The sequence below is a fragment of the Photobacterium alginatilyticum genome (genome assembly GCF_009910675.1).
GTDB classification, from domain to species: Bacteria; Pseudomonadota; Gammaproteobacteria; order Enterobacterales; family Vibrionaceae; genus Photobacterium; species Photobacterium alginatilyticum.
In genome coordinates this window covers 1-19,641 of record NZ_RSEJ01000027.1, presented here as the reverse complement: position 1 = coordinate 19,641, position 19,641 = coordinate 1, and the positions used below count along the sequence as shown (strand labels likewise).

The following is a 19,641-nucleotide window of genomic DNA, read 5'->3' as shown; positions in this document are numbered from 1 at the left end:
GGCGTAATTCCCTTATTAGCTGACAAGGTAAGCATGCTACTCCTTACGATTTACATCGCAATTGCGATAGGTGTTTCGTTTATTTGCTCGGTGCTCGAAGCCGTGCTCCTTAGTATTTCGCCAAGTTATATCGGTACTCTGCGCCAGCAGAACCACCCGGCAGCTCCTCGACTTGCTGCCCTGAAAGACAATATCGATCGCCCGCTCGCCTCGATCCTGACCTTAAATACCATTGCTCACACCATCGGGGCAGCAACCGCCGGAGCCCAGGCAGCGGTCGTGTTCGGCAGCCAGTGGCTGGGCGTGTTTTCCGGCGTTCTGACTATCGGTATCCTGCTTTTTTCAGAAATCATTCCAAAAACCATCGGGGCAACCTATTGGCGACAGCTGGCACCGGCCTCTGCCAGCATGCTCCGCTGGATGGTATGGGCGCTGACTCCGTTTGTCTGGGTGTCGGAGCAAATAACCCGTCGCCTTTCCCGCGGCCATGAAGCGCCCAAGCTGCGTGATGAGCTGTCTGCCATGGCGATGCTGGCCAAGGAATCGGGCGAGCTGGCGGAAGGCGAGTCTAAGATCATGACCAACCTGCTCCAGTTCCGTGATGTCAGCGTGACCAAGATCATGACCCCGCGCCCGGTGCTGTTCAGGGTCGATGCCGAACAGCCGATCAACGAATTCCTGTCCGAGCACAAGGACAGCCCGTTCTCCCGTCCGCTGGTCTTCAGTGAGCAAAAAGACAATATTATCGGCTTCGCTCATCGCCTTGAGCTGTTTGCCGAAAGCCAGGCTGGCCGCGGCCATCGCGAGCTGGGTACCCTGATGCGCCCAATCCCGGTGATCATGAACAACGCCAGTGTGCCAAAAGCCTTCGAGCAGCTAATGAAAGAGCGCTCGCAGCTGGTTCTGGTCGTCGATGAATACGGGACCGTACAGGGCATTGTGACCATGGAAGATATTTTTGAGCACCTCGTCGGCGAGGAGATTGTCGATGAGGCCGACAAGAACACCGACATGCAGCAGCTGGCGTACCAGCGCTGGGAGGCCTGGAAAAAGACCCACGGGGTAATTGAAAGCAAAGATGACGAGTGATCGCGCTGAACCATCAGCCCATAACGTCAAACACAAGGGCTAAACACCATAAGTTGAAAAAGGGGCCGATGGCCCCTTTTGGTTATCTGCACTTTAAAGCAATACAAAAAAGGAGCCTGCTGGCTCCTCTTTCTAATCATGGACGTTCTGCTTACAGCTCAATGCCGATATTGCTGACAGGCTCATCACGTAATTCTTGGCGCAAGTCTTTAATCAACTCAATGTCGCGACGCTCGGCTTCCTTCAGCGCACGGAAGATCGCCCACTGCATATCCCACTCAGCGCAGACCGCTTCATTCTCTTTCTGGTTCTCGTTGGTGATCTCGATACCGCTCTGGGCAAATTCCAAATCTGCCACCGTTTCCGCTGACAGCGAACTCAGCTTCGTCAGGGTTTCCAGCATCAAGTCACGATCCAACATCGCATGAAGCAGATCTGCCAACGCGACACAGGCATCAATTGCAGGATTAACCGCGTAAAGATCATGCTCATCGGCACTAGGAACCAGCTCTTCTAGCTTCTCCAGCTGCTTTTCAAAATTAATCTTCGCCGTTTTGACCGTCAGAATTTCCCAGATACTGTCAAGAATTGAGCGATATTTCTGCTCATCGGCAAATTCAGTTTCTTGGCAGAACAGTGCATAGTTGGGGTACATGCGCTCACACAGGGAGACCATAAAGGTGATGTGTTGCCATGGTTCTAATTTTTCTAGGCGAAGCTGAACAGGATTCTTTAGCATGGGATAATCTGCGATTGTGATTTGCCCCGAAGTGTACTTGTATAGCCTGACCACTTCAACATCAAGCGACACCAATATAGGCATATCACCCACTGCAAAGCGATAGGTAGATATTGTCAGCAAACAAGGATAAAGGAATGAACAAGTTATTGATTGTGGCACGGCAGGAAAAGGCTTACCGACAGTTGCTCGCCCGGGCTCAGCTACCGGATCTCGAATTAACCGAAGACCCTGCACACGCCACTGTCATTTTGGCCGATCCCCCCCGCATTGCCGACAAGCTCGACGATTACCCGGCACTGATATGGCTACAGTCTACCTTTGCCGGCATTGATGCGCTGACCCGGCCGGACATCCGGCAGGACTACACCCTAACCAATATCCGGGGCCACTTCGGCCAGCTGATTGCCGAGTATGTCATGGGATATTCCCTGGATCATACCCGCCATCTCAGCCAGTACCGCCAGCAACAATCCCGGCACCAATGGCGGCCGCTTCCATATTCTTCACTGACCCAAAGAGCCCTGGTCATTCTGGGCACCGGATCTATCGGCTCACACCTGGCCCGGGTTGCCAAGGCCCTTGGTCTTGAAATTATCGGTATCAATCGTTCAGGTCGCTCGCAAGAAACAAGCTTCGATCACGTCTATCCACTCTCCCGGCTGACTGAAGGGCTGGCGCTGGCAGATATTCTCGTCTCGACCCTTCCCGCGACGGCTGACACCAATAATCTCCTCAATGCCAAGACCTTGAGCCATTGCAGAAGTACACTACTGTTTAACGTAGGGCGAGGTAATGCGGTATGCGAGCAGGGATTGCTGAACGCCATCGCGCAAGGCTGTGTAACCCATGCCTACCTTGATGTATTCAAGCAGGAGCCGCTCGACGAGAGCCACGCTTTCTGGCGACACCCTAACGTTACGATAACTCCCCACATTGCCGCAGAGAGCTTTCCTGAGCAGGTGTTCGAGATATTTGAGGCAAACTATCGACGGTATATCCAACATCAGCCGATGATGTACCAAGTTGACTTTAAACGTGGCTACTAGTCACTACAGGCAACCGTTATGGCAGTTCAACAACTTGATAACCTGCTGGATCAAATCCGCCAGTGCGAGATCTGCAAGGATCACCTTCCCCTCGGACCACGTCCGGTCATCCAGGCAGCCACGACAGCGAAGCTTATGATTGTCGGCCAGGCGCCGGGAACGCGCGTCCATGAGACCGGGATCCCGTGGAACGATCCGAGCGGCAACCGTCTAAGGGCATGGCTCGAGCTCGACCGCGACACCTTTTACGATCCGGCCCAAATCGCCATCATGCCGATGGGGCTCTGCTATCCGGGCAAAGGAAAGTCTGGCGATCTCCCGCCAAGACCTGAGTGTGCCCCGCAATGGCATCCGCAAGTCTGGCCATTGCTACCCAATGTCGGTATGACGTTATTGGTCGGCCAATATGCCCAGCAGCGATACCTGACCGACAAACCCAAAACACTGACCGAAACGGTAAAGGCATGGCGCCAGTGGGCTCCGGAATTCATCCCGATGCCCCACCCTTCCCCGCGCAATACTCTGTGGCTCAAGCGCAATCCATGGTTTGAAGAAGAAGTGGTACCGTACATCCGGGATTACGTCCACCAGCAGCTCGGGCTTGCCAAGGGGTAGATTCAAGTATCGAGGAGAGAGAGCCGAGTGGCGAGTGGCGAGTGGCGAGAAAAAGCAAGTTCTGGCAAGCAAGGTCACCGAGCCTCAACAGTTCATCAGGCTATTGCTCTTCCCAGAACCTAGGGCCTGCTTTTCCTAGGATCCAATAAGAAAAGCCCACACAGTTAACTGCATGGGCCCTTAGTTTTTTCTTCACGCTGTTCCTAGAAACTCGCCACTAGGAACTCGCACCTGCATTATTTATGGTATGGCTTGGACAGCTCGTGTACCGCTTCCACAAACACACCGGCATTTTCAGGCGGCACATCCAGGTGAATACCGTGGCCAAGGTTAAACACGTGACCGGTTCCCTCGTCGCCATAGCCTTCCAGAATTGTCGCCACTTCCTGACGGATGCGCTCTGGCTGAGCATACAGGACAGACGGGTCCATATTCCCCTGCAGGGCCACTTTGTCACCGACACGACGTTTGGCATCAGCAATATTGATGGTCCAGTCTAGACCTACTGCATCACAGCCCGTTGCTGCGATCTGCTCCAGCCACATGCCACCGTTCTTGGTAAACAGCGTCACAGGAACACGGCGGCCGTCATTTTCACGGATCAGGCCATCGACGATCTTGTGCATGTAGCGCAGCGAGAACTCGTTGTAGTCGCGCGGCGTCAGAACACCACCCCAGGTATCAAATACCATCACTGACTGCGCACCGGCTTTGATCTGGGCATTCAGATACTCGACAACACTGTCAGCCAGCTTATCCAGCAACAGGTGCAGTGTCGCTGGCTCGGCATACATCATCTTTTTGATCTTGGTGAAGGCTTTAGAGCTTCCACCTTCAACCATATAGGTGGCCAGTGTCCACGGACTGCCAGAGAAGCCAATGAGCGGCACCTCGCCCTGAAGATCCTTACGGATTTGACGAACGGCATTCATTACGTACTGCAGCTCACCTTCCGGATCCGGTAAGCCAATTTTATCGACATCGGCCTTGCAAGTGATCGGACGCTCGAACTTAGGGCCTTCGCCCGTTTCGAAGTACAGCCCCAGCCCCATCGCATCCGGGATAGTCAGAATATCTGAGAACAGAATTGCAGCATCCAGCGGAAAACGGCGCAGTGGCTGAAGGGTTACCTCACTCGCCAGCTCGGCATTTTTACATAGCGACATGAAGTCACCAGCAACACTACGTGTAGCACGATACTCTGGCAGATAGCGGCCTGCCTGACGCATCATCCATACCGGTGTGCAATCTACCGGTTGCTTCAACAGCGCACGTAGGTAGCGGTCATTCTTTAATTCGCTCATTCTGGACTCCATGGGTTAATTCTGCGGCGTATTGTATCACTCCATGACAGCAACAAAAGAGCCCAATTGTTAAGCAGATCATGTTTACAGCAACAATCTGTTCACTAGGTTTGCGACTCACAGGGCTCCCATGGTACAAAATCTGCGCGCTAGCAATAATAACAATGACTTTGCTCGTCGAGAGCAAATAACTGCACCTTACCCCTCCACTTAGGAGGGTTTTTTTATCCTACCGTTCAGCCATCAACGATAAAGAATGATTAATCAATGCCCTGGCAATCGTTCCTTCCGGAGCCAGTGCCGGCAGTTGATCTCTCGTCGCCCAGATAGCATCGCTCAGCTCTTCATAGTCGGGCTTCAGCTCACCGCTGTCATAGTCCGCCAGAAAGCCCATCATCAGGTTTGACGGAAAGGCCCAGGGCTGGCTGCCGAAGTAACGAATATTTTTGACGGTGATCCCTGTTTCCTCTTCGACCTCCCTGGCTACACACTGCTCCAGCGTTTCTCCGGCCTCGACAAACCCGGCAATCACCGTGTACATGCCGGTCTTATGCCGTGGATGCTGAGCCAGCAGGATTTTGTCCCGGTTACGCACCGCAACGATCACGCAGGGAGATAAGCGCGGATAATGATGCGCCTGACAGCCCTGACACACCATGGCCAACTCCGTTGATGCCAACTCGCAACGCGCACCGCAGGCAGAACAATAAGCCTGAGTGTGCAGCATGTGAGAGAGTTGTGTCGCTTTACCTGCCAAATTGAAGAGAGTATTGTCGTGGTTCAACAATTCCCTTTGAGAATAAAAATCCTCTTCTTTATAATTTTCAGTAGCTTCCAGCCAATAAACCGGCTTTTTGTGATACTCGCCAATATGGCGCGCCTGTTCGCTATTTCCCCCTACCTGGGCAGGAGTCATCAGGGGAAGTGTATGATTAATCAAATATAACTTACGATTTTTAACTATACACCAATACGCTAATTCTTGTTTTTTTAACATCAATGTCACATCCATCCTTGCAGGGTTTGCTTTTTACTGGCAATCTAAACCTAGTAACGGATTATTGATCCGTCATACAAGGTTCTCTTTTTTAAGAGTTTCACAGGTATCGAAATCAGTGCCCTTGTGTCGGTACTGATCGATCATGAGGGCATGGTCATGTTAAGTAAATTCGAGCAAGTACAGAAACAGTGGGGCGGCACCAGCGATGTCATCGATCACTGGCTGATGTCCCGTCAGCAATTACTGATCGACTATTGCAAGTTAGCGGGACTCCCCCCGTTTGAACACAATACACGCCAGCTTCCAACCGCCTCACAACTCCAACTTTTCAGCCAACAGCTTGTCGACTATATCTCCGAAGGCCATTTCAAAATCTATGACATGGTGATGGAACGCTGGAATGCAACCGGCTATTCACCTACCGAAGATATCTCGCGGCTATATTCACAAATCACCCAGACAACTGACCCTTTGCTGAATTTTACCGATCGCTACTGCGCTGTTGATGAAGGGGGGGATATTCCCGACTTTGACAACGATTTATCTTCTGTCGGCGAATTGATCGAACTCCGATTTGCATTAGAAGATAACCTGATTGAGCTAATCAGCGAAAGCTTAGCGTGTCCGCCGGGGGCATAAAGCCCCACTAGGCATGAGCGCAGAAATGACCAGTACAGCAACGATGCCTGTTCAGTCCGGTTAATTCTCGCTGTCTCGCCCACTGCTCTCTTCGGCCTATGCGTGTTTATGAGTGTCTATGCCCTAGTCACCTGCACGCTCACTTGCCCTGAAACTCTTGCTATCCCCAGTGTTCGCTGACACTGGGGATTTTTATATCAATAACATAGCGGCTCTTATCAACTTATCTCAAGCAACTTAGCCCCATAAACAAAAAGGCACCCTATTGGGTGCCTTTTTATTGCTTAGCTCAAGAGACGAAACCTATTAGTTTTCGTCAGTCAGGCCAGCATTTAGCAGTGCTGCAAGATCCTGAGACGCTTGCTCTGCATCAACCTGAGGTGCTACAGGCTCTAGCTCTGCATCACGCTGACGCTGACGCTCCTGGTGGTAGGCGAAGCCAGTACCCGCAGGGATCAGACGACCAACGATTACGTTCTCTTTCAGGCCACGTAGCTCATCACGCTTACCAGAAACCGCAGCTTCTGTTAGTACGCGAGTCGTTTCCTGGAACGATGCTGCCGAGATAAACGACTCAGTTGCCAGAGACGCTTTGGTGATACCAAGCAGATCACGCTCGTACGTAGCCGGTAGCTTACCTTCAGCTTCAAGCTTACGGTTTGCGATAGTTACGCGAGAGTACTCTAGCTGCTCACCCGGTAGGAACTCAGAGTCACCAGAAACAGTGATCGTTACCTTACGAAGCATCTGACGAACGATAGTTTCAATGTGCTTATCGTTAATCTTAACGCCCTGTAGACGGTAAACTTCCTGAACTTCGTTCACGATGTATTCTGCAACTGCGTGTACACCACGTAGACGTAGAATATCGTGCGGAGCCTCTGGACCATCGGCGATTACATCACCTTTCTCGACCTTCTCACCTTCGAATACGTTCAGCTGGCGCCACTTAGGAACCATTTCTTCGTATGCATTGCCTTCGGCAGGTGTAATGATCAGACGACGCTTACCTTTCGTCTCTTTACCGAACGAAACCGTACCCGTGATTTCAGCAAGAATTGCTGGCTCTTTCGGCTTACGTGCTTCGAACAGGTCAGCAACTCGTGGCAGACCACCGGTGATATCTTTCGTACCGCCAGAAGCCTGAGGGATACGTGCTAGCGTATCACCGATACCAACCATGGCACCGTCTTCAAGCTGGATGATTGCTTTGCCCGGCAGGAAGTACTGAGCTGGCATTTCTGTGCCGGCGATCATTACATCATTGCCGTTCTCATCAACTAGCTTAACTGTCGGACGCATGTCTTTACCTGCACCGGTACGCTCTGCAGCGTCAAGTACAGTGATCATAGACAGACCCGTTAGCTCATCAGTCTGACGAGAAACCGTTACGCCATCAATCAGGTCAACAAACTGAGCACGACCAGCCACTTCAGTGATGATTGGCATTGTGTGCGGGTCCCAGTTAGCGATAACTTCGCCAGCTTTAACTTCCGCAGCATCACCTTTGCTCAGGTGTGAGCCGTATGGCAGTTTGTAGTTTTCTTTGGTACGACCGAACTCATCGATAACGCTCATTTCTGACGCACGAGAAGTGATAACTAGCTTGCCTTCGTTGTTAGTAACAAACTTGGCATTATGTAGTTTCATCGAACCATTGTTCTTAACCTGAATGCTGTTTTCTGCAGCTGCCGCAGATGCCGCACCACCGATGTGGAACGTACGCATCGTAAGCTGTGTACCCGGTTCACCGATTGACTGAGCAGCAACAACACCCACTGCCTCACCCTGGTTAACCAAGTGGCCACGAGCCAGATCACGACCGTAACAGTTCTTACAACAACCGAAGTCATTCTCACAGGTTACTACCGAACGTACTTTCACCTGGTCAACAGAGTTTGCTTCCAGGATCTCACACCACTTCTCATCAAGTAGCGTGTTACGTGGAGCAAGTACTTCGTCTGTACCCGGCTTGATAACGTCTTCAGCAACAACACGACCAAGAACGCGATCACCCAGTTGCTCTTTAACATCACCACCCTCAATCAGAGGCATCATGGTGATACCAGCATGCGTACCACAATCGTCTGCTGTGATAACTACATCCTGTGCAACGTCTACCAGACGACGAGTCAGGTAACCGGAGTTCGCTGTCTTAAGTGCGGTATCCGCAAGACCCTTACGAGCACCGTGAGTAGAGATGAAGTACTGTAGTACGTTCAGACCTTCACGGAAGTTCGCAGTGATCGGTGTTTCGATGATTGAGCCATCCGGCTTAGCCATCAGACCACGCATACCCGCTAGCTGACGAATCTGTGCTGCGGAACCACGAGCACCTGAGTCGGCCATCATGTATACGCTGTTGAACGATTTCTGCTGCTCTTCTTCACCGTCACGGTTAATAACAGTATCGAAAGACAGGTTATCCATCATCGCTTTAGCAACCTGCTCGTTGGCAGTTGCCCAGATATCGATAACTTTGTTGTATCGTTCACCGGCAGTTACAAGACCAGACTGGAACTGTTCCTGGATTTCAGCAACTTCTGCTTCAGCTTCTGCGATCTTGGTGTATTTCGCTTCTGGTACAACCATATCGTCGATACCAACAGAAACACCAGACAGTGCCGCGTAAGCAAAACCTGTGTACATGATCTGGTCAGCGAAGATAACAGTATCTTTCATGCCCAGTTCACGGTAACAAGTGTTAAGCAGTTTAGAAATTTGTTTCTTACCCAGAGCTTCAGTGTTCACCAGGCTGTATGGAAGACCTTTTGGTACGATCGTCCATAGCATTGCACGGCCCACAGTCGTATCAACAAGCTTAGTATCAGCAACCAAGTTGCCTTGCTCGTCATAGCGATGCTCTGTGATGCGTACTTTAACGCGAGCATGAAGCTCTGCGCTCTTAGTACGGTATGCTTTCTCTGCCTCGGCAGGTCCAGCAAGGTACATGCCTTCACCCTTCGCGTTGATTTTCTCACGCGTCATGTAGTAAAGACCCAATACAACGTCCTGAGAAGGTACGATGATCGGATCACCAGACGCTGGCGACAGGATGTTGTTGGTAGACATCATCAGTGCACGTGCTTCAAGCTGTGCTTCCAGAGTCAGAGGTACGTGTACCGCCATCTGGTCACCATCGAAGTCGGCGTTATAGGCCGCACACACTAGTGGGTGAAGCTGGATCGCTTTACCTTCGATAAGTACTGGTTCGAATGCCTGAATACCTAGACGGTGCAGTGTTGGTGCACGGTTAAGCATTACTGGGTGTTCGCGAATCACTTCGTCCAGGATATCCCAAACAACCGCTTCTTCGCGTTCTACCATCTTCTTGGCAGCTTTGATCGTTGTCGCCAGACCACGAGTCTCTAGCTTGCCGTAGATGAATGGCTTGAATAGCTCAAGTGCCATCTTCTTAGGAAGACCACACTGATGCAGACGCAGGTATGGACCTACGGTGATAACAGAACGACCTGAGTAGTCTACACGCTTACCAAGTAGGTTCTGACGGAAACGACCCTGCTTACCTTTGATCATGTCAGCCAAAGATTTCAGAGGACGCTTGTTTGAACCTGTGATAGCGCGGCCACGGCGACCGTTATCTAGCAATGCATCAACAGACTCCTGAAGCATACGTTTTTCGTTACGTACGATGATATCAGGAGCAGCCAGGTCTAGAAGGCGCTTCAGACGGTTGTTACGGTTGATAACGCGACGGTACAGATCGTTCAGATCCGAAGTTGCGAAACGACCACCGTCCAGCGGTACCAGCGGACGTAGATCCGGCGGCAGAACTGGCAGTACAGACAGGATCATCCACTCTGGGTTGTTACCTGACTGCAGGAATGCTTCTACAAGCTTAAGACGCTTGGTTAGTTTCTTACGCTTGGTTTCAGAGTTAGTTTCATCTAGCTCTTCGCGCATCAGCTCGATTTCGGCATTCAGGTCCATGTTGGCCAGCAATGCTTTAACCGCTTCTGCACCCATTTTCGCGTCGAATTCGTCGCCCCACTCTTCAAGTGCATCCAGGTACTGTTCTTCAGACAGCAGCTGGCTACGCTCAAGGTTGGTCATACCCGGTTCGATCACTACGTAAGATTCGAAGTAAAGTACACGCTCGATGTCACGTAGCGGCATGTCCATTAACAGACCGATACGAGATGGCAGTGACTTAAGGAACCAGATGTGGGCTACAGGTGAAGCTAGCTCGATGTGACCCATACGCTCACGACGTACTTTGGTCTGAGTAACTTCAACACCACATTTTTCACAGATAACACCACGGTGCTTCAGGCGCTTGTATTTGCCACAAAGACACTCGTAGTCTTTTACCGGGCCAAAGATACGTGCACAGAAAAGACCGTCACGCTCAGGCTTAAAAGTACGGTAGTTGATGGTTTCTGGCTTTTTAACTTCACCGAAAGACCATGAACGGATCATGTCAGGTGAAGCAAGACCGATTTTGATTGCATCAAATTCTTCAGTCTTGTGTTGTGCTTTCAGAAACTTAAGTAAGTCTTTCACATTCGGCTCCTGTGAGGAGTTGACCCATAAAGGCGCCAGTCTACTGGCGCCTTCATATTTATACCGGAGTAACTAAATAAGTATAGGTAACTAGCCTAGGCTTATTCGTCTTCCAGCTCGATGTTGATACCCAACGAGCGGATTTCTTTCAACAATACGTTGAAGGATTCCGGCATACCAGGTTCCATACGATGGTCGCCATCGACGATGTTCTTATACATCTTCGTACGGCCGTTAACGTCATCCGACTTAACAGTTAGCATTTCCTGTAGAGTGTAAGCTGCGCCGTATGCTTCCAGCGCCCATACTTCCATCTCACCGAAACGCTGACCACCGAACTGTGCTTTACCACCCAGCGGCTGCTGAGTAACAAGGCTATAAGAACCGGTAGAACGGGCATGCATCTTGTCATCAACCAAGTGGTTCAGTTTCAGCATGTACATGTAACCAACGGTTACAGGACGCTCAAACATGTCACCGGTACGACCGTCAAACAGTTTCAGCTGACCAGACTCAGGCAGATCACCCAGTTTCAACAGCTCTTTGATTGATGCTTCAGGCGCACCATCAAATACAGGCGTTGCAATCGGTAGACCATTACGTAGGTTCTTAATCAACGTACGTACTTCGTCGTCAGAAAGTGCAGCGATATCCACTTTCTGGCGCGTATCGCCCAGATCGTAGACCTTCTGCAGGAACTCACGGAACTTGTGAAGTTCTTGCTGCTGCTTCAGCATCTCGTTGATCTTGTCACCGATACCTTTCGCTGCAAGACCCAGGTGAGTCTCGAGGATCTGACCGATGTTCATACGAGATGGTACACCCAGTGGGTTCAGTACGATATCGACTGTCTGACCTTTCTCATCGTACGGCATGTCTTCAACAGGGTTGATCTTAGAGATTACACCCTTGTTACCGTGACGACCCGCCATCTTATCACCAGGCTGGATACGACGCTTAACGGCTAGGTATACTTTAACAATCTTAAGTACGCCCGGCGCTAGGTCATCACCCTGTGTGATCTTACGACGCTTGGTTTCAAACTTCTTATCGAACTCAGCTTTCAGTTCATCATACTGCTCTGCAAGCTGCTCCAGCTGGTTTTGCTGTGCTTCGTCATCAAGTGTCTGTGCAAACAGTCTCTCGCGGTCCATTGAAGCAATCTTGTCTTCACTGTAACCGGCAGAAAGCAGAAGCGTACGAACACGTGCAAGAAGACCACCCTCAAGGATCTGGAATTCTTCCGTGATATCTTTCTTCGCTTCTTTCAGCTGCATCTCTTCAATTTCAAGCGCACGCTTGTCTTTTTCTACGCCATCGCGGGTAAATACCTGAACGTCGATGATCGTACCAGATACAGAGTTCGGTACACGTAGTGAAGAGTCTTTCACATCAGATGCTTTTTCGCCGAAGATAGCACGTAGTAGCTTCTCTTCAGGTGTTAGCTGAGTTTCGCCCTTAGGCGTCACTTTACCAACCAGGATGTCGCCACCCTTCACTTCAGCACCAATGTAAACGATACCTGATTCATCCAGCTTAGAAAGCGCCGCTTCACCCACGTTAGGGATATCAGCAGTGATTTCTTCAGCACCCAGCTTAGTATCACGCGCCACACAAGATAGCTCTTGGATGTGGATAGTTGTCAGGCGATCTTCCTGTACAACACGCTCAGAAACTAGGATGGAATCCTCGAAGTTGTAACCGTTCCAAGGCATGAACGCGATACGCATGTTCTGACCAAGCGCTAGCTCACCCAGGTCGGTTGAAGGACCATCAGCAAGCACATCGCCACGAGCCACAGGCTCACCCGGCATCACAGTCGGACGCTGGTTGATACATGTGTTCTGGTTAGAACGGGTGTACTTAGTCAGGTTGTAGATATCGATACCCGCTTCGCCTGGTACCAGCTCGTCTTCGTTAACTTTGATAACGATACGAGATGCATCTACTGACTGTACTTGTCCGCCACGTTTGGCAACGGCAGTTACACCGGAGTCAACGGCTACGTTACGCTCGATACCTGTACCAACTAGCGGCTTATCAGCGCGCAGTGTCGGAACAGCCTGACGCTGCATGTTCGCACCCATAAGGGCACGGTTCGCATCATCGTGCTCTAGGAACGGGATCAGAGATGCCGCCACCGATACAACCTGGTTGGTTGCAACGTCCATGTACTGAACATGGTCGCGTGGGTGCAGTCCTGATTCACCTTTCTGACGTGCAGTGATCAGTTCGTCAGCGAAAGAGCCGTCTTCATTAAGCGCGGCGTTCGCCTGAGCGATAACATACTGGCCTTCTTCAATCGCAGACAGGAAGTCGATTTCTTCGGTTACCTTGCCGTCGATTACTTTACGGTATGGAGTTTCCAAGAAACCGTAAGCATTACACTGGGCGAATGCCGACAGTGAGTTGATCAGACCGATGTTTGGACCTTCTGGCGTTTCGATAGGACATAGACGACCGTAGTGGGTCGCGTGAACATCTCGAACTTCAAAGCCAGCACGCTCACGAGTCAGACCACCTGGACCAAGCGCCGAAATACGACGTTTGTGAGTAACTTCTGACAGTGGGTTGTTCTGGTCCATAAACTGAGACAGCTGAGAAGAGCCAAAGAACTCTTTCACTGCCGCAGAAATTGGCTTCGCATTGATTAGATCCTGAGGCATCACAGCATCAAGATCGCCTAGGCTTAGACGTTCCTTAACTGCACGCTCAACACGAACTAGACCAACACGGAACTGGTTTTCAGCCATTTCGCCAACAGAACGAATACGACGGTTACCAAGGTGGTCGATATCATCAACTTCACCACGGCCGTTACGGATGTCGATCAGTTTGCGCATCACGTCAATGATGTCAGAGTGATCAAGGGTACCCGCACCCGTTGTCTCGTCACGTAGAAGAGAGCTGTTGAACTTCATACGACCAACAGCAGATAGATCGTAACGATCTTCTGAGAAGAACAGGCTTTCGAATAGCTGCTCTGCTGCTTCACGTGTTGGCGGCTCACCAGGACGCATCATGCGGTAGATTTCTACTAGCGCACTCAGGCGGTCAGTCGTGCTGTCGACACGGATAGTGTCAGACATGTACGGACCGTAATCCAGATCATTGGTGAACAGAACTTCCAGTGACTTGTGACCTGCTTGTGAAAGCAGAGCCAGAGTCTCTAGGCTTAGTTCTTGGTTAGCTGCTGCGATTAGCTCGCCGGTTTCCTCGTTCACGTAATCACGTGATGCGATTTTACCCACGATGTATTCAACAGGCACTTCAATATGGTCAACACCGTCTTTGCCAAGCTGGCGAATGTGACGGGCTGTGATTCGGCGGCCCTGCTCTACATATAGCTTACCGTTCGCTTCGATGTTGAAGCTTGCAGTTTCGCCACGCAGACGGTCAGGCACAAGTTCCATAACCAGAGACTTTCCTTGAACTTCGAAGTTTACTTTTTCGAAGAACATGTCAAGGATTTGCTCAGTTGTGTAACCTAGCGCACGAAGAATAATTGAAGCTGGAAGCTTACGACGACGGTCGATACGTACGAATACGTTATCCTTAGGATCAAATTCGAAATCCAACCATGAACCACGGTATGGGATTACGCGTGCATTATAAAGCACTTTACCTGAGGAGTGGGTTTTACCCTTATCGCTGTCGAAGAAGACACCCGGGCTACGGTGCAGCTGGGATACGATAACCCTCTCGGTACCGTTAATAACGAATGTACCGTTATCAGTCATGAGCGGAATCTCGCCCATGTAAACTTCTTGTTCTTTGATGTCTTTTACGGTGCCAGCTGGCGCATCTTTGTCATACATGACAAGACGTAGCTTTACACGCAACGGTGCAGAGTATGTTACGCCACGAATCTGACATTCTTTAACATCGAAGACCGGCTCACCGAGACGATAGCTAACGTATTGCAGCTCGGAATTGCCGTTATAGCTCTGAATCGGAAAAACAGAACGAAAGGCAGCTTCTAATCCGTAGTGCCCTTCCGGATCCTGCTCGATGAACTTTTTAAAAGACTCAAGCTGGATCGACAGCAAGTATGGTATGTCCAACACTTGTGGACGCTTACCAAAATCCTTACGGATACGCTTTTTCTCGGTATAAGAGTAAACCATAGGTTCCTCAGATCGCTGATAAGTGATCCAAACTGCTCAAAACGAGGAGCAGTGACTAATAACACTGTTTATTGTAGGAACAGCTTCAAAAAAGAGCTGTTTTTTGCACAGTTAGTGGTTGCAAAACAATGTGAAAAACACCACTACCCTACAGCGCAAAAAGGCCGGTGGCAATTAGCCACCAGCCATTAGCCTTTTCAGGCTAAGAAATTAAGTAATAATTACTTAATTTCAACAGAAGCACCAGCTTCTTCTAGCTGAGCTTTAAGAGCTTCAGCTTCAGCTTTGTCAACACCTTCTTTCAGAGGTGCTGGAGCGCCGTCTACAAGACCTTTAGCTTCTTTCAGACCTAGGCCAGTTGCGCCGCGTACTGCTTTGATAACCTGAACTTTCTGAGAACCAGCAGAAGTTAGGATTACGTCAAATTCAGTTTGCTCTTCAGCAGCTTCACCGCCTGCTGCGCCGCCTGCTACTACTGCAGCTGCAGCAGAAACACCGAATTTTTCTTCCATAGCTTCGATAAGCTCAACAACTTGCATTACAGACATTTCTGCAACTGCGTCTAGGATTTGCTCGTTAGTGATAGACATAACAATTCTCTTTGAAATCAACAATTAGTTTAAATAGCAACCAGTGAGAAACCAGGGCAATTAAGCCGCTGCTTCTTCTTTCTGATCGCGTAGAGCTGCGATAGTACGTACCAGCTTGCCAGCTGAAGCTTCTTTCATGCACATCATTAGGCGTGCAATCGCTTCGTCGTAAGTTGGTAGTGTCGCAAGAATTTCTGCGTCAGCAACAGCGCCTTCGAATGCGGCTGCTTTGATCTCGAAATCTTTGTTCTCTTTAGCGAAGTCTTTGAAAAGACGCGCTGCAGCACCTGGGTGCTCATTAGAGAAACCGATCAGTGTAGGACCAACAAAAGTATCTTGTAGACACTCGAAGTCAGTACCTTCAACTGCACGGCGTGCTAGTGTGTTACGAACAACTTTCAGGTAAACGCCGTTTTCACGAGCTTGTTTACGTAGAGAAGTCATCGCATCAACTGCAACGCCACGAGAGTCAGCAACAACTGCAGACAGGGCACCATTGGCAGCTTCGTTGACTTCAGCAACAATTGCTTTTTTGTCTTGAAGATTTAATGCCATTGGATTAGCTCCTGGATTTAGCTGGGTTACCCCAGTCATTACACCACTCACTGCCAGTATGACAGGAGAGTCTTTACGGCGCAGATCCAAGACAGATTTACATCAATCATGTTCTGGCACCGTCTACGTAGGTAGTATTAAGTTCCTAAGAACGCCTACGGTCTTGGACGAAGGCTAATTTACAAGCAATTAGCCTCAGCCATGAATTTGTGAACGCCAGATTATACACTAACCTGGCAGTTCTGCAAATTATTGTGCGTTAGTTTCCAGAGAGTTCTGGTCTAGCGCTACACCTGCACCCATAGTGGTGGAGATGCTAACTTTCTTGATGAAAGTACCTTTAGCAGAAGAAGGCTTAGCTTTCTTCAGAGCAACTAGAAGTGCTTCTAGGTTCTCTTTAAGGTTTGCTGCGTCAAAATCCACTTTACCGATAGTAGTGTGGATGATGCCGTTCTTGTCGTTACGGTAACGAACCTGACCCGCTTTAGCATTCTTAACTGCTTCAGCAACGTTAGGAGTTACAGTACCAACTTTAGGGTTTGGCATCAGACCGCGTGGACCAAGAATAGTACCAAGCTGGCCTACAACGCGCATTGCATCTGGAGATGCGATAACAACGTCAAAGTCCATCACGCCTTTCTTAACCTGGTCAGCAAGCTCTTCCATACCTACTAGGTCAGCGCCTGCTTCTTTAGCAGCTTCTGCGTTTGCACCTTGAGTGAACACAGCAACACGGATATCACGACCAGTACCGTGTGGTAGCACAGTTGCGCCACGAACGTTCTGGTCAGATTTACGTGCATCGATGCCAAGGTTAACAGCAACGTCAACACTTTCAGTAAATTTAGCAGTAGCTAGTTCTTTAAGAAGAGCAACAGCTTCGTTGATTTCGTACTCTTTAGTTACGTCAACTTTGTCACGGATAACGCGCATGCGTTTAGTCAGTTTTGCCATTGTCTTAACCCTCTACCACTAGGCCCATTGAACGAGCAGTACCAGCAATCGAACGCTTCATAGCTTCGATGTCAGCACCAGTCATATCAGCCGCTTTAGTTTCAGCGATTTCCTGAACCTGAGCGTCAGTAACAGTACCAACTTTCTCAGTGTTAGGACGGCCAGAACCAGACTTAACGCCTGCTGCTTTCTTCAGAAGAACTGCTGCAGGTGGAGTCTTAGTAACGAACGTGAAAGAACGGTCGTTGTATACTGTGATAACAACAGGAATTGGAAGACCTTTCTCGATTGAGTCAGTCTTAGCGTTGAACGCTTTACAGAATTCCATGATGTTCACACCGTGCTGACCAAGAGCTGGACCAACCGGTGGACTAGGGTTTGCTGCACCAGCTGCAACCTGCAGCTTGATGTATGCTTCTACTTTTTTAGCCATTGCTATATACCTAAATTTGGGTTCGAACGTCTATTCGTAAAAGAACAGACTCCCCGTCTAACGAAAGGGCGCGAAATTATAGTCCAATTTCACGCCCCTGACAATAACAGCTGATTAATTATTGATCAGCTTTTTTCAACCTGACCGAACTCAAGCTCAACCGGTGTTGCACGGCCGAAGATCGATACAGAAACCTTCACGCGGCTCTTGTCGTAGTCAACTTCTTCTACAACGCCGTTAAAGTCTGCAAAAGGCCCGTCGGTAACACGTACAACTTCACCCGGCTCAAAGACAGTTTTGTGAACTGGTGATTCACTTGCCTGCTGAAGACGGTTAAGAATGGCATCCGCCTCTTTATCAGAGATAGGAGCTGGACGGTCTGAAGTGCCGCCGATGAACCCCATTACACGAGGGATACTACGTACCAGATGCCATGTCTCATCGTTCATCACCATCTGTACAAGCACATAGCCTGGAAAGAACTTACGTTCACTCTTACGGCGCTGACCTGCACGCATCTCAACTACTTCCTCGGTCGGTACAAGTACCTCATCAAAGTAGTCTTCCATGCTATGCATCTTGATATGCTCACGTAGTGATTGCGCTACACGACCTTCAAAACCTGAAAAGGCCTGTACTACATACCATCGTTTTTTTGGAGCTTCGCTCATGAACTCTTACCTCACACACCGGTAACTAGGCGGACTAGACGGACCATGATGCCGTCGATACCCCACAAGGCTAACGCCATAATGACAGTGACAGCTAAAACGATAAAGGTTGTCTGCGTAGCTTCCTGACGAGTAGGCCATACTACCTTGCGGACTTCCATGCGCGATTCGCGGGCAAACGTAATCGCGGTTTTACCTTTTGCTGTAAGTGCGGCAAGACCACCAGCTGCAGCTACAAGAACTACAACGGCCGAGGCGCGCAACACTACAGAAACATCACTGTACAGGTAATTACCAACCACAGCGGCAGCTAGCAAAGCAAATACAGCGACCCATTTTAGGCCATCCATACTGCTAGAGCTGCTTTGGTTTTCGGCATTCGCTTTCATACAACCAACCTGTAACTAGTCTCAATATAGACGAAAATAACCCCGCAAGTGCGAGGCCATAAATGAAGGAAAGCGCTAACGCCTTAATTACATAGAAAAAACTTCATCTCAATAAACTTTTACTCTACGTTCCTGACCAAAAAACAACCTGACCAAAAATCGAACGCAGAAAAAGGGCATCAAATGATGCCCTTTTTGGTGCCTTGTCGTCAAATATTATTCAACGATCTTAGCAACAACACCAGCACCTACTGTACGACCGCCTTCACGGATCGCAAAGCGTAGACCTTCGTCCATCGCGATAGGAGCGATTAGAGTAACAACCATTTTAATGTTGTCACCAGGCATTACCATTTCAACGCCTTCTGGTAGCTCGATAGTACCAGTTACGTCAGTTGTACGGAAGTAGAACTGTGGACGGTAGCCTTTGAAGAATGGCGTGTGWCGGCCRCCTTCGTCTTTAGACAGAACGTATACTTCTGACTCGAAAGTAGTGTGCGGAGTRATAGAACCTGGCTTAGCAAGAACCTGACCACGCTCAACTTCGTCACGCTTAGTACCACGTAGTAGAACACCAACGTTCTCACCAGCACGGCCTTCGTCAAGAAGCTTACGGAACATCTCAACACCAGTACAAGTCGTTGTAGTGGTCTCTTTGATACCGATGATTTCTACTTCGTCACCTACAGTGATGATACCCTGCTCAACACGGCCAGTTACAACAGTACCACGGCCCTGGATTGAGAATACATCTTCGATAGGTAGGATGAACGGACGGTCGATCGCACGCTCTGGCTCTGGGATGTAGTTGTCCAGTGCTTCAGCTAGCTCAACAATCTTGTCTTCCCACTCTTTCTCGCCGTTTAGCGCGCCAAGAGCAGAACCCATGATTACTGGGCAGTCGTCACCTGGGAATTCGTACTCAGATAGAAGTTCACGAACTTCCATTTCTACTAGCTCTAG

The 19,641-nt window shown here is 49.7% G+C and carries 16 protein-coding genes; 4 read left to right on the top strand and 12 right to left on the bottom strand.

The annotated features are described in order from the left end of the window. Positions 1 to 33 precede the first annotated feature (33 nt). Complete coding sequence (locus EIZ48_RS21580) at positions 34 to 1,089, top strand: CNNM domain-containing protein (protein WP_160656165.1); 1,056 nt, start codon at positions 34 to 36, stop codon at positions 1,087 to 1,089. A 151-nt stretch (positions 1,090 to 1,240) separates the two neighbouring features. Here the strand turns inward: EIZ48_RS21580 and EIZ48_RS21575 are convergent, their stop codons facing one another. After that, positions 1,241 to 1,828, bottom strand: a complete 588-nt coding sequence (locus EIZ48_RS21575; RefSeq protein WP_160656162.1) for a YjaG family protein — start codon at positions 1,826 to 1,828, stop codon at positions 1,241 to 1,243. 137 nt (positions 1,829 to 1,965) lie between these two features. Here EIZ48_RS21575 and EIZ48_RS21570 point away from each other — a divergent pair, with 137 nt between their 5' ends. Next, complete coding sequence (locus EIZ48_RS21570; RefSeq protein ID WP_160656160.1) at positions 1,966 to 2,877, top strand: D-2-hydroxyacid dehydrogenase; 912 nt, start codon at positions 1,966 to 1,968, stop codon at positions 2,875 to 2,877. Positions 2,878 to 2,895: 18 nt separating this feature from the next. Continuing rightward, on the top strand, positions 2,896 to 3,492 hold the full coding sequence (locus EIZ48_RS21565) for a uracil-DNA glycosylase family protein (RefSeq protein WP_160656158.1): 597 nt from the start codon (positions 2,896 to 2,898) through the stop codon (positions 3,490 to 3,492). A gap of 236 nt (positions 3,493 to 3,728) precedes the next feature. On the opposite strand, the gene hemE is transcribed toward EIZ48_RS21565, so the two are convergent. Beyond that, a complete protein-coding gene (hemE, locus tag EIZ48_RS21560; protein ID WP_160656156.1) occupies positions 3,729 to 4,796 on the bottom strand; it encodes a uroporphyrinogen decarboxylase in 1,068 nt (355 codons plus the stop codon). A 229-nt stretch (positions 4,797 to 5,025) separates the two neighbouring features. Next, positions 5,026 to 5,793 carry an NAD(+) diphosphatase gene (gene nudC / locus EIZ48_RS21555; RefSeq protein WP_160656154.1) on the bottom strand — a complete coding sequence of 256 codons (768 nt, stop codon included), beginning with the start codon at positions 5,791 to 5,793 and terminating at the stop codon, positions 5,026 to 5,028. A 159-nt stretch (positions 5,794 to 5,952) separates the two neighbouring features. On the opposite strand from nudC, the gene rsd reads away from it, so the two are divergent. Next, positions 5,953 to 6,435 (top strand): sigma D regulator, encoded by a 483-nt coding sequence (gene rsd, locus EIZ48_RS21550; RefSeq protein ID WP_160656151.1) that lies wholly within the window; start codon positions 5,953 to 5,955, stop codon positions 6,433 to 6,435. A gap of 306 nt (positions 6,436 to 6,741) precedes the next feature. Here the strand turns inward: rsd and rpoC are convergent, their stop codons facing one another. The 9 genes from rpoC to EIZ48_RS21505 all read right to left on the bottom strand — a co-directional run. Beyond that, positions 6,742 to 10,959, bottom strand: coding sequence for a DNA-directed RNA polymerase subunit beta' (gene rpoC / locus EIZ48_RS21545; protein ID WP_160656148.1), 4,218 nt, complete (start codon positions 10,957 to 10,959; stop codon positions 6,742 to 6,744). Between the two features lie 101 nt (positions 10,960 to 11,060). Beyond that, positions 11,061 to 15,086 (bottom strand): DNA-directed RNA polymerase subunit beta, encoded by a 4,026-nt coding sequence (rpoB, locus tag EIZ48_RS21540; RefSeq protein ID WP_160656145.1) that lies wholly within the window; start codon positions 15,084 to 15,086, stop codon positions 11,061 to 11,063. A gap of 221 nt (positions 15,087 to 15,307) precedes the next feature. Next, positions 15,308 to 15,676, bottom strand: a complete 369-nt coding sequence (gene rplL, locus EIZ48_RS21535; RefSeq protein ID WP_075763491.1) for a 50S ribosomal protein L7/L12 — start codon at positions 15,674 to 15,676, stop codon at positions 15,308 to 15,310. Between the two features lie 60 nt (positions 15,677 to 15,736). Beyond that, a complete protein-coding gene (rplJ, locus tag EIZ48_RS21530) occupies positions 15,737 to 16,231 on the bottom strand; it encodes a 50S ribosomal protein L10 (protein ID WP_075763490.1) in 495 nt (164 codons plus the stop codon). A gap of 249 nt (positions 16,232 to 16,480) precedes the next feature. Further along, positions 16,481 to 17,185: a 50S ribosomal protein L1 gene (rplA, locus tag EIZ48_RS21525; RefSeq protein ID WP_160656143.1), complete on the bottom strand. Its 705-nt coding sequence runs from the start codon at positions 17,183 to 17,185 to the stop codon at positions 16,481 to 16,483. Positions 17,186 to 17,189: 4 nt separating this feature from the next. Then, on the bottom strand, positions 17,190 to 17,618 hold the full coding sequence (gene rplK / locus EIZ48_RS21520) for a 50S ribosomal protein L11 (RefSeq protein ID WP_075763488.1): 429 nt from the start codon (positions 17,616 to 17,618) through the stop codon (positions 17,190 to 17,192). Between the two features lie 125 nt (positions 17,619 to 17,743). Further along, positions 17,744 to 18,289, bottom strand: a complete 546-nt coding sequence (gene nusG / locus EIZ48_RS21515; protein WP_075763487.1) for a transcription termination/antitermination protein NusG — start codon at positions 18,287 to 18,289, stop codon at positions 17,744 to 17,746. An 11-nt stretch (positions 18,290 to 18,300) separates the two neighbouring features. After that, entirely contained in the window at positions 18,301 to 18,678 is a 378-nt protein-coding gene (gene secE, locus EIZ48_RS21510) for a preprotein translocase subunit SecE (RefSeq protein ID WP_075763486.1), read from the bottom strand. A 216-nt stretch (positions 18,679 to 18,894) separates the two neighbouring features. Then, a partial coding sequence (locus EIZ48_RS21505) for an elongation factor Tu (protein ID WP_160656140.1) occupies positions 18,895 to 19,641 on the bottom strand: 747 nt, incomplete at its 5' end.

Bases quoted from the DNA above. Each gene is read 5' to 3' on its own strand.
- EIZ48_RS21580 (WP_160656165.1), top strand. From the start codon at position 34: ATGCTACTCCTTACGATTTACATCGCAATTGCGATAGGTGTTTCGTTT.
- EIZ48_RS21575 (WP_160656162.1), bottom strand. From the start codon at position 1,828: ATGCTAAAGAATCCTGTTCAGCTTCGCCTAGAAAAATTAGAACCATGG.
- EIZ48_RS21570 (WP_160656160.1), top strand. From the start codon at position 1,966: ATGAACAAGTTATTGATTGTGGCACGGCAGGAAAAGGCTTACCGACAG.
- EIZ48_RS21565 (WP_160656158.1), top strand. From the start codon at position 2,896: ATGGCAGTTCAACAACTTGATAACCTGCTGGATCAAATCCGCCAGTGC.
- hemE (WP_160656156.1), bottom strand. From the start codon at position 4,796: ATGAGCGAATTAAAGAATGACCGCTACCTACGTGCGCTGTTGAAGCAA.
- nudC (WP_160656154.1), bottom strand. From the start codon at position 5,793: ATGTTAAAAAAACAAGAATTAGCGTATTGGTGTATAGTTAAAAATCGT.
- rsd (WP_160656151.1), top strand. From the start codon at position 5,953: ATGTTAAGTAAATTCGAGCAAGTACAGAAACAGTGGGGCGGCACCAGC.
- rpoB (WP_160656145.1), bottom strand. From the start codon at position 15,086: ATGGTTTACTCTTATACCGAGAAAAAGCGTATCCGTAAGGATTTTGGT.
- rplL (WP_075763491.1), bottom strand. From the start codon at position 15,676: ATGTCTATCACTAACGAGCAAATCCTAGACGCAGTTGCAGAAATGTCT.
- rplJ (WP_075763490.1), bottom strand. From the start codon at position 16,231: ATGGCATTAAATCTTCAAGACAAAAAAGCAATTGTTGCTGAAGTCAAC.
- rplA (WP_160656143.1), bottom strand. From the start codon at position 17,185: ATGGCAAAACTGACTAAACGCATGCGCGTTATCCGTGACAAAGTTGAC.
- rplK (WP_075763488.1), bottom strand. From the start codon at position 17,618: ATGGCTAAAAAAGTAGAAGCATACATCAAGCTGCAGGTTGCAGCTGGT.
- nusG (WP_075763487.1), bottom strand. From the start codon at position 18,289: ATGAGCGAAGCTCCAAAAAAACGATGGTATGTAGTACAGGCCTTTTCA.
- secE (WP_075763486.1), bottom strand. From the start codon at position 18,678: ATGAAAGCGAATGCCGAAAACCAAAGCAGCTCTAGCAGTATGGATGGC.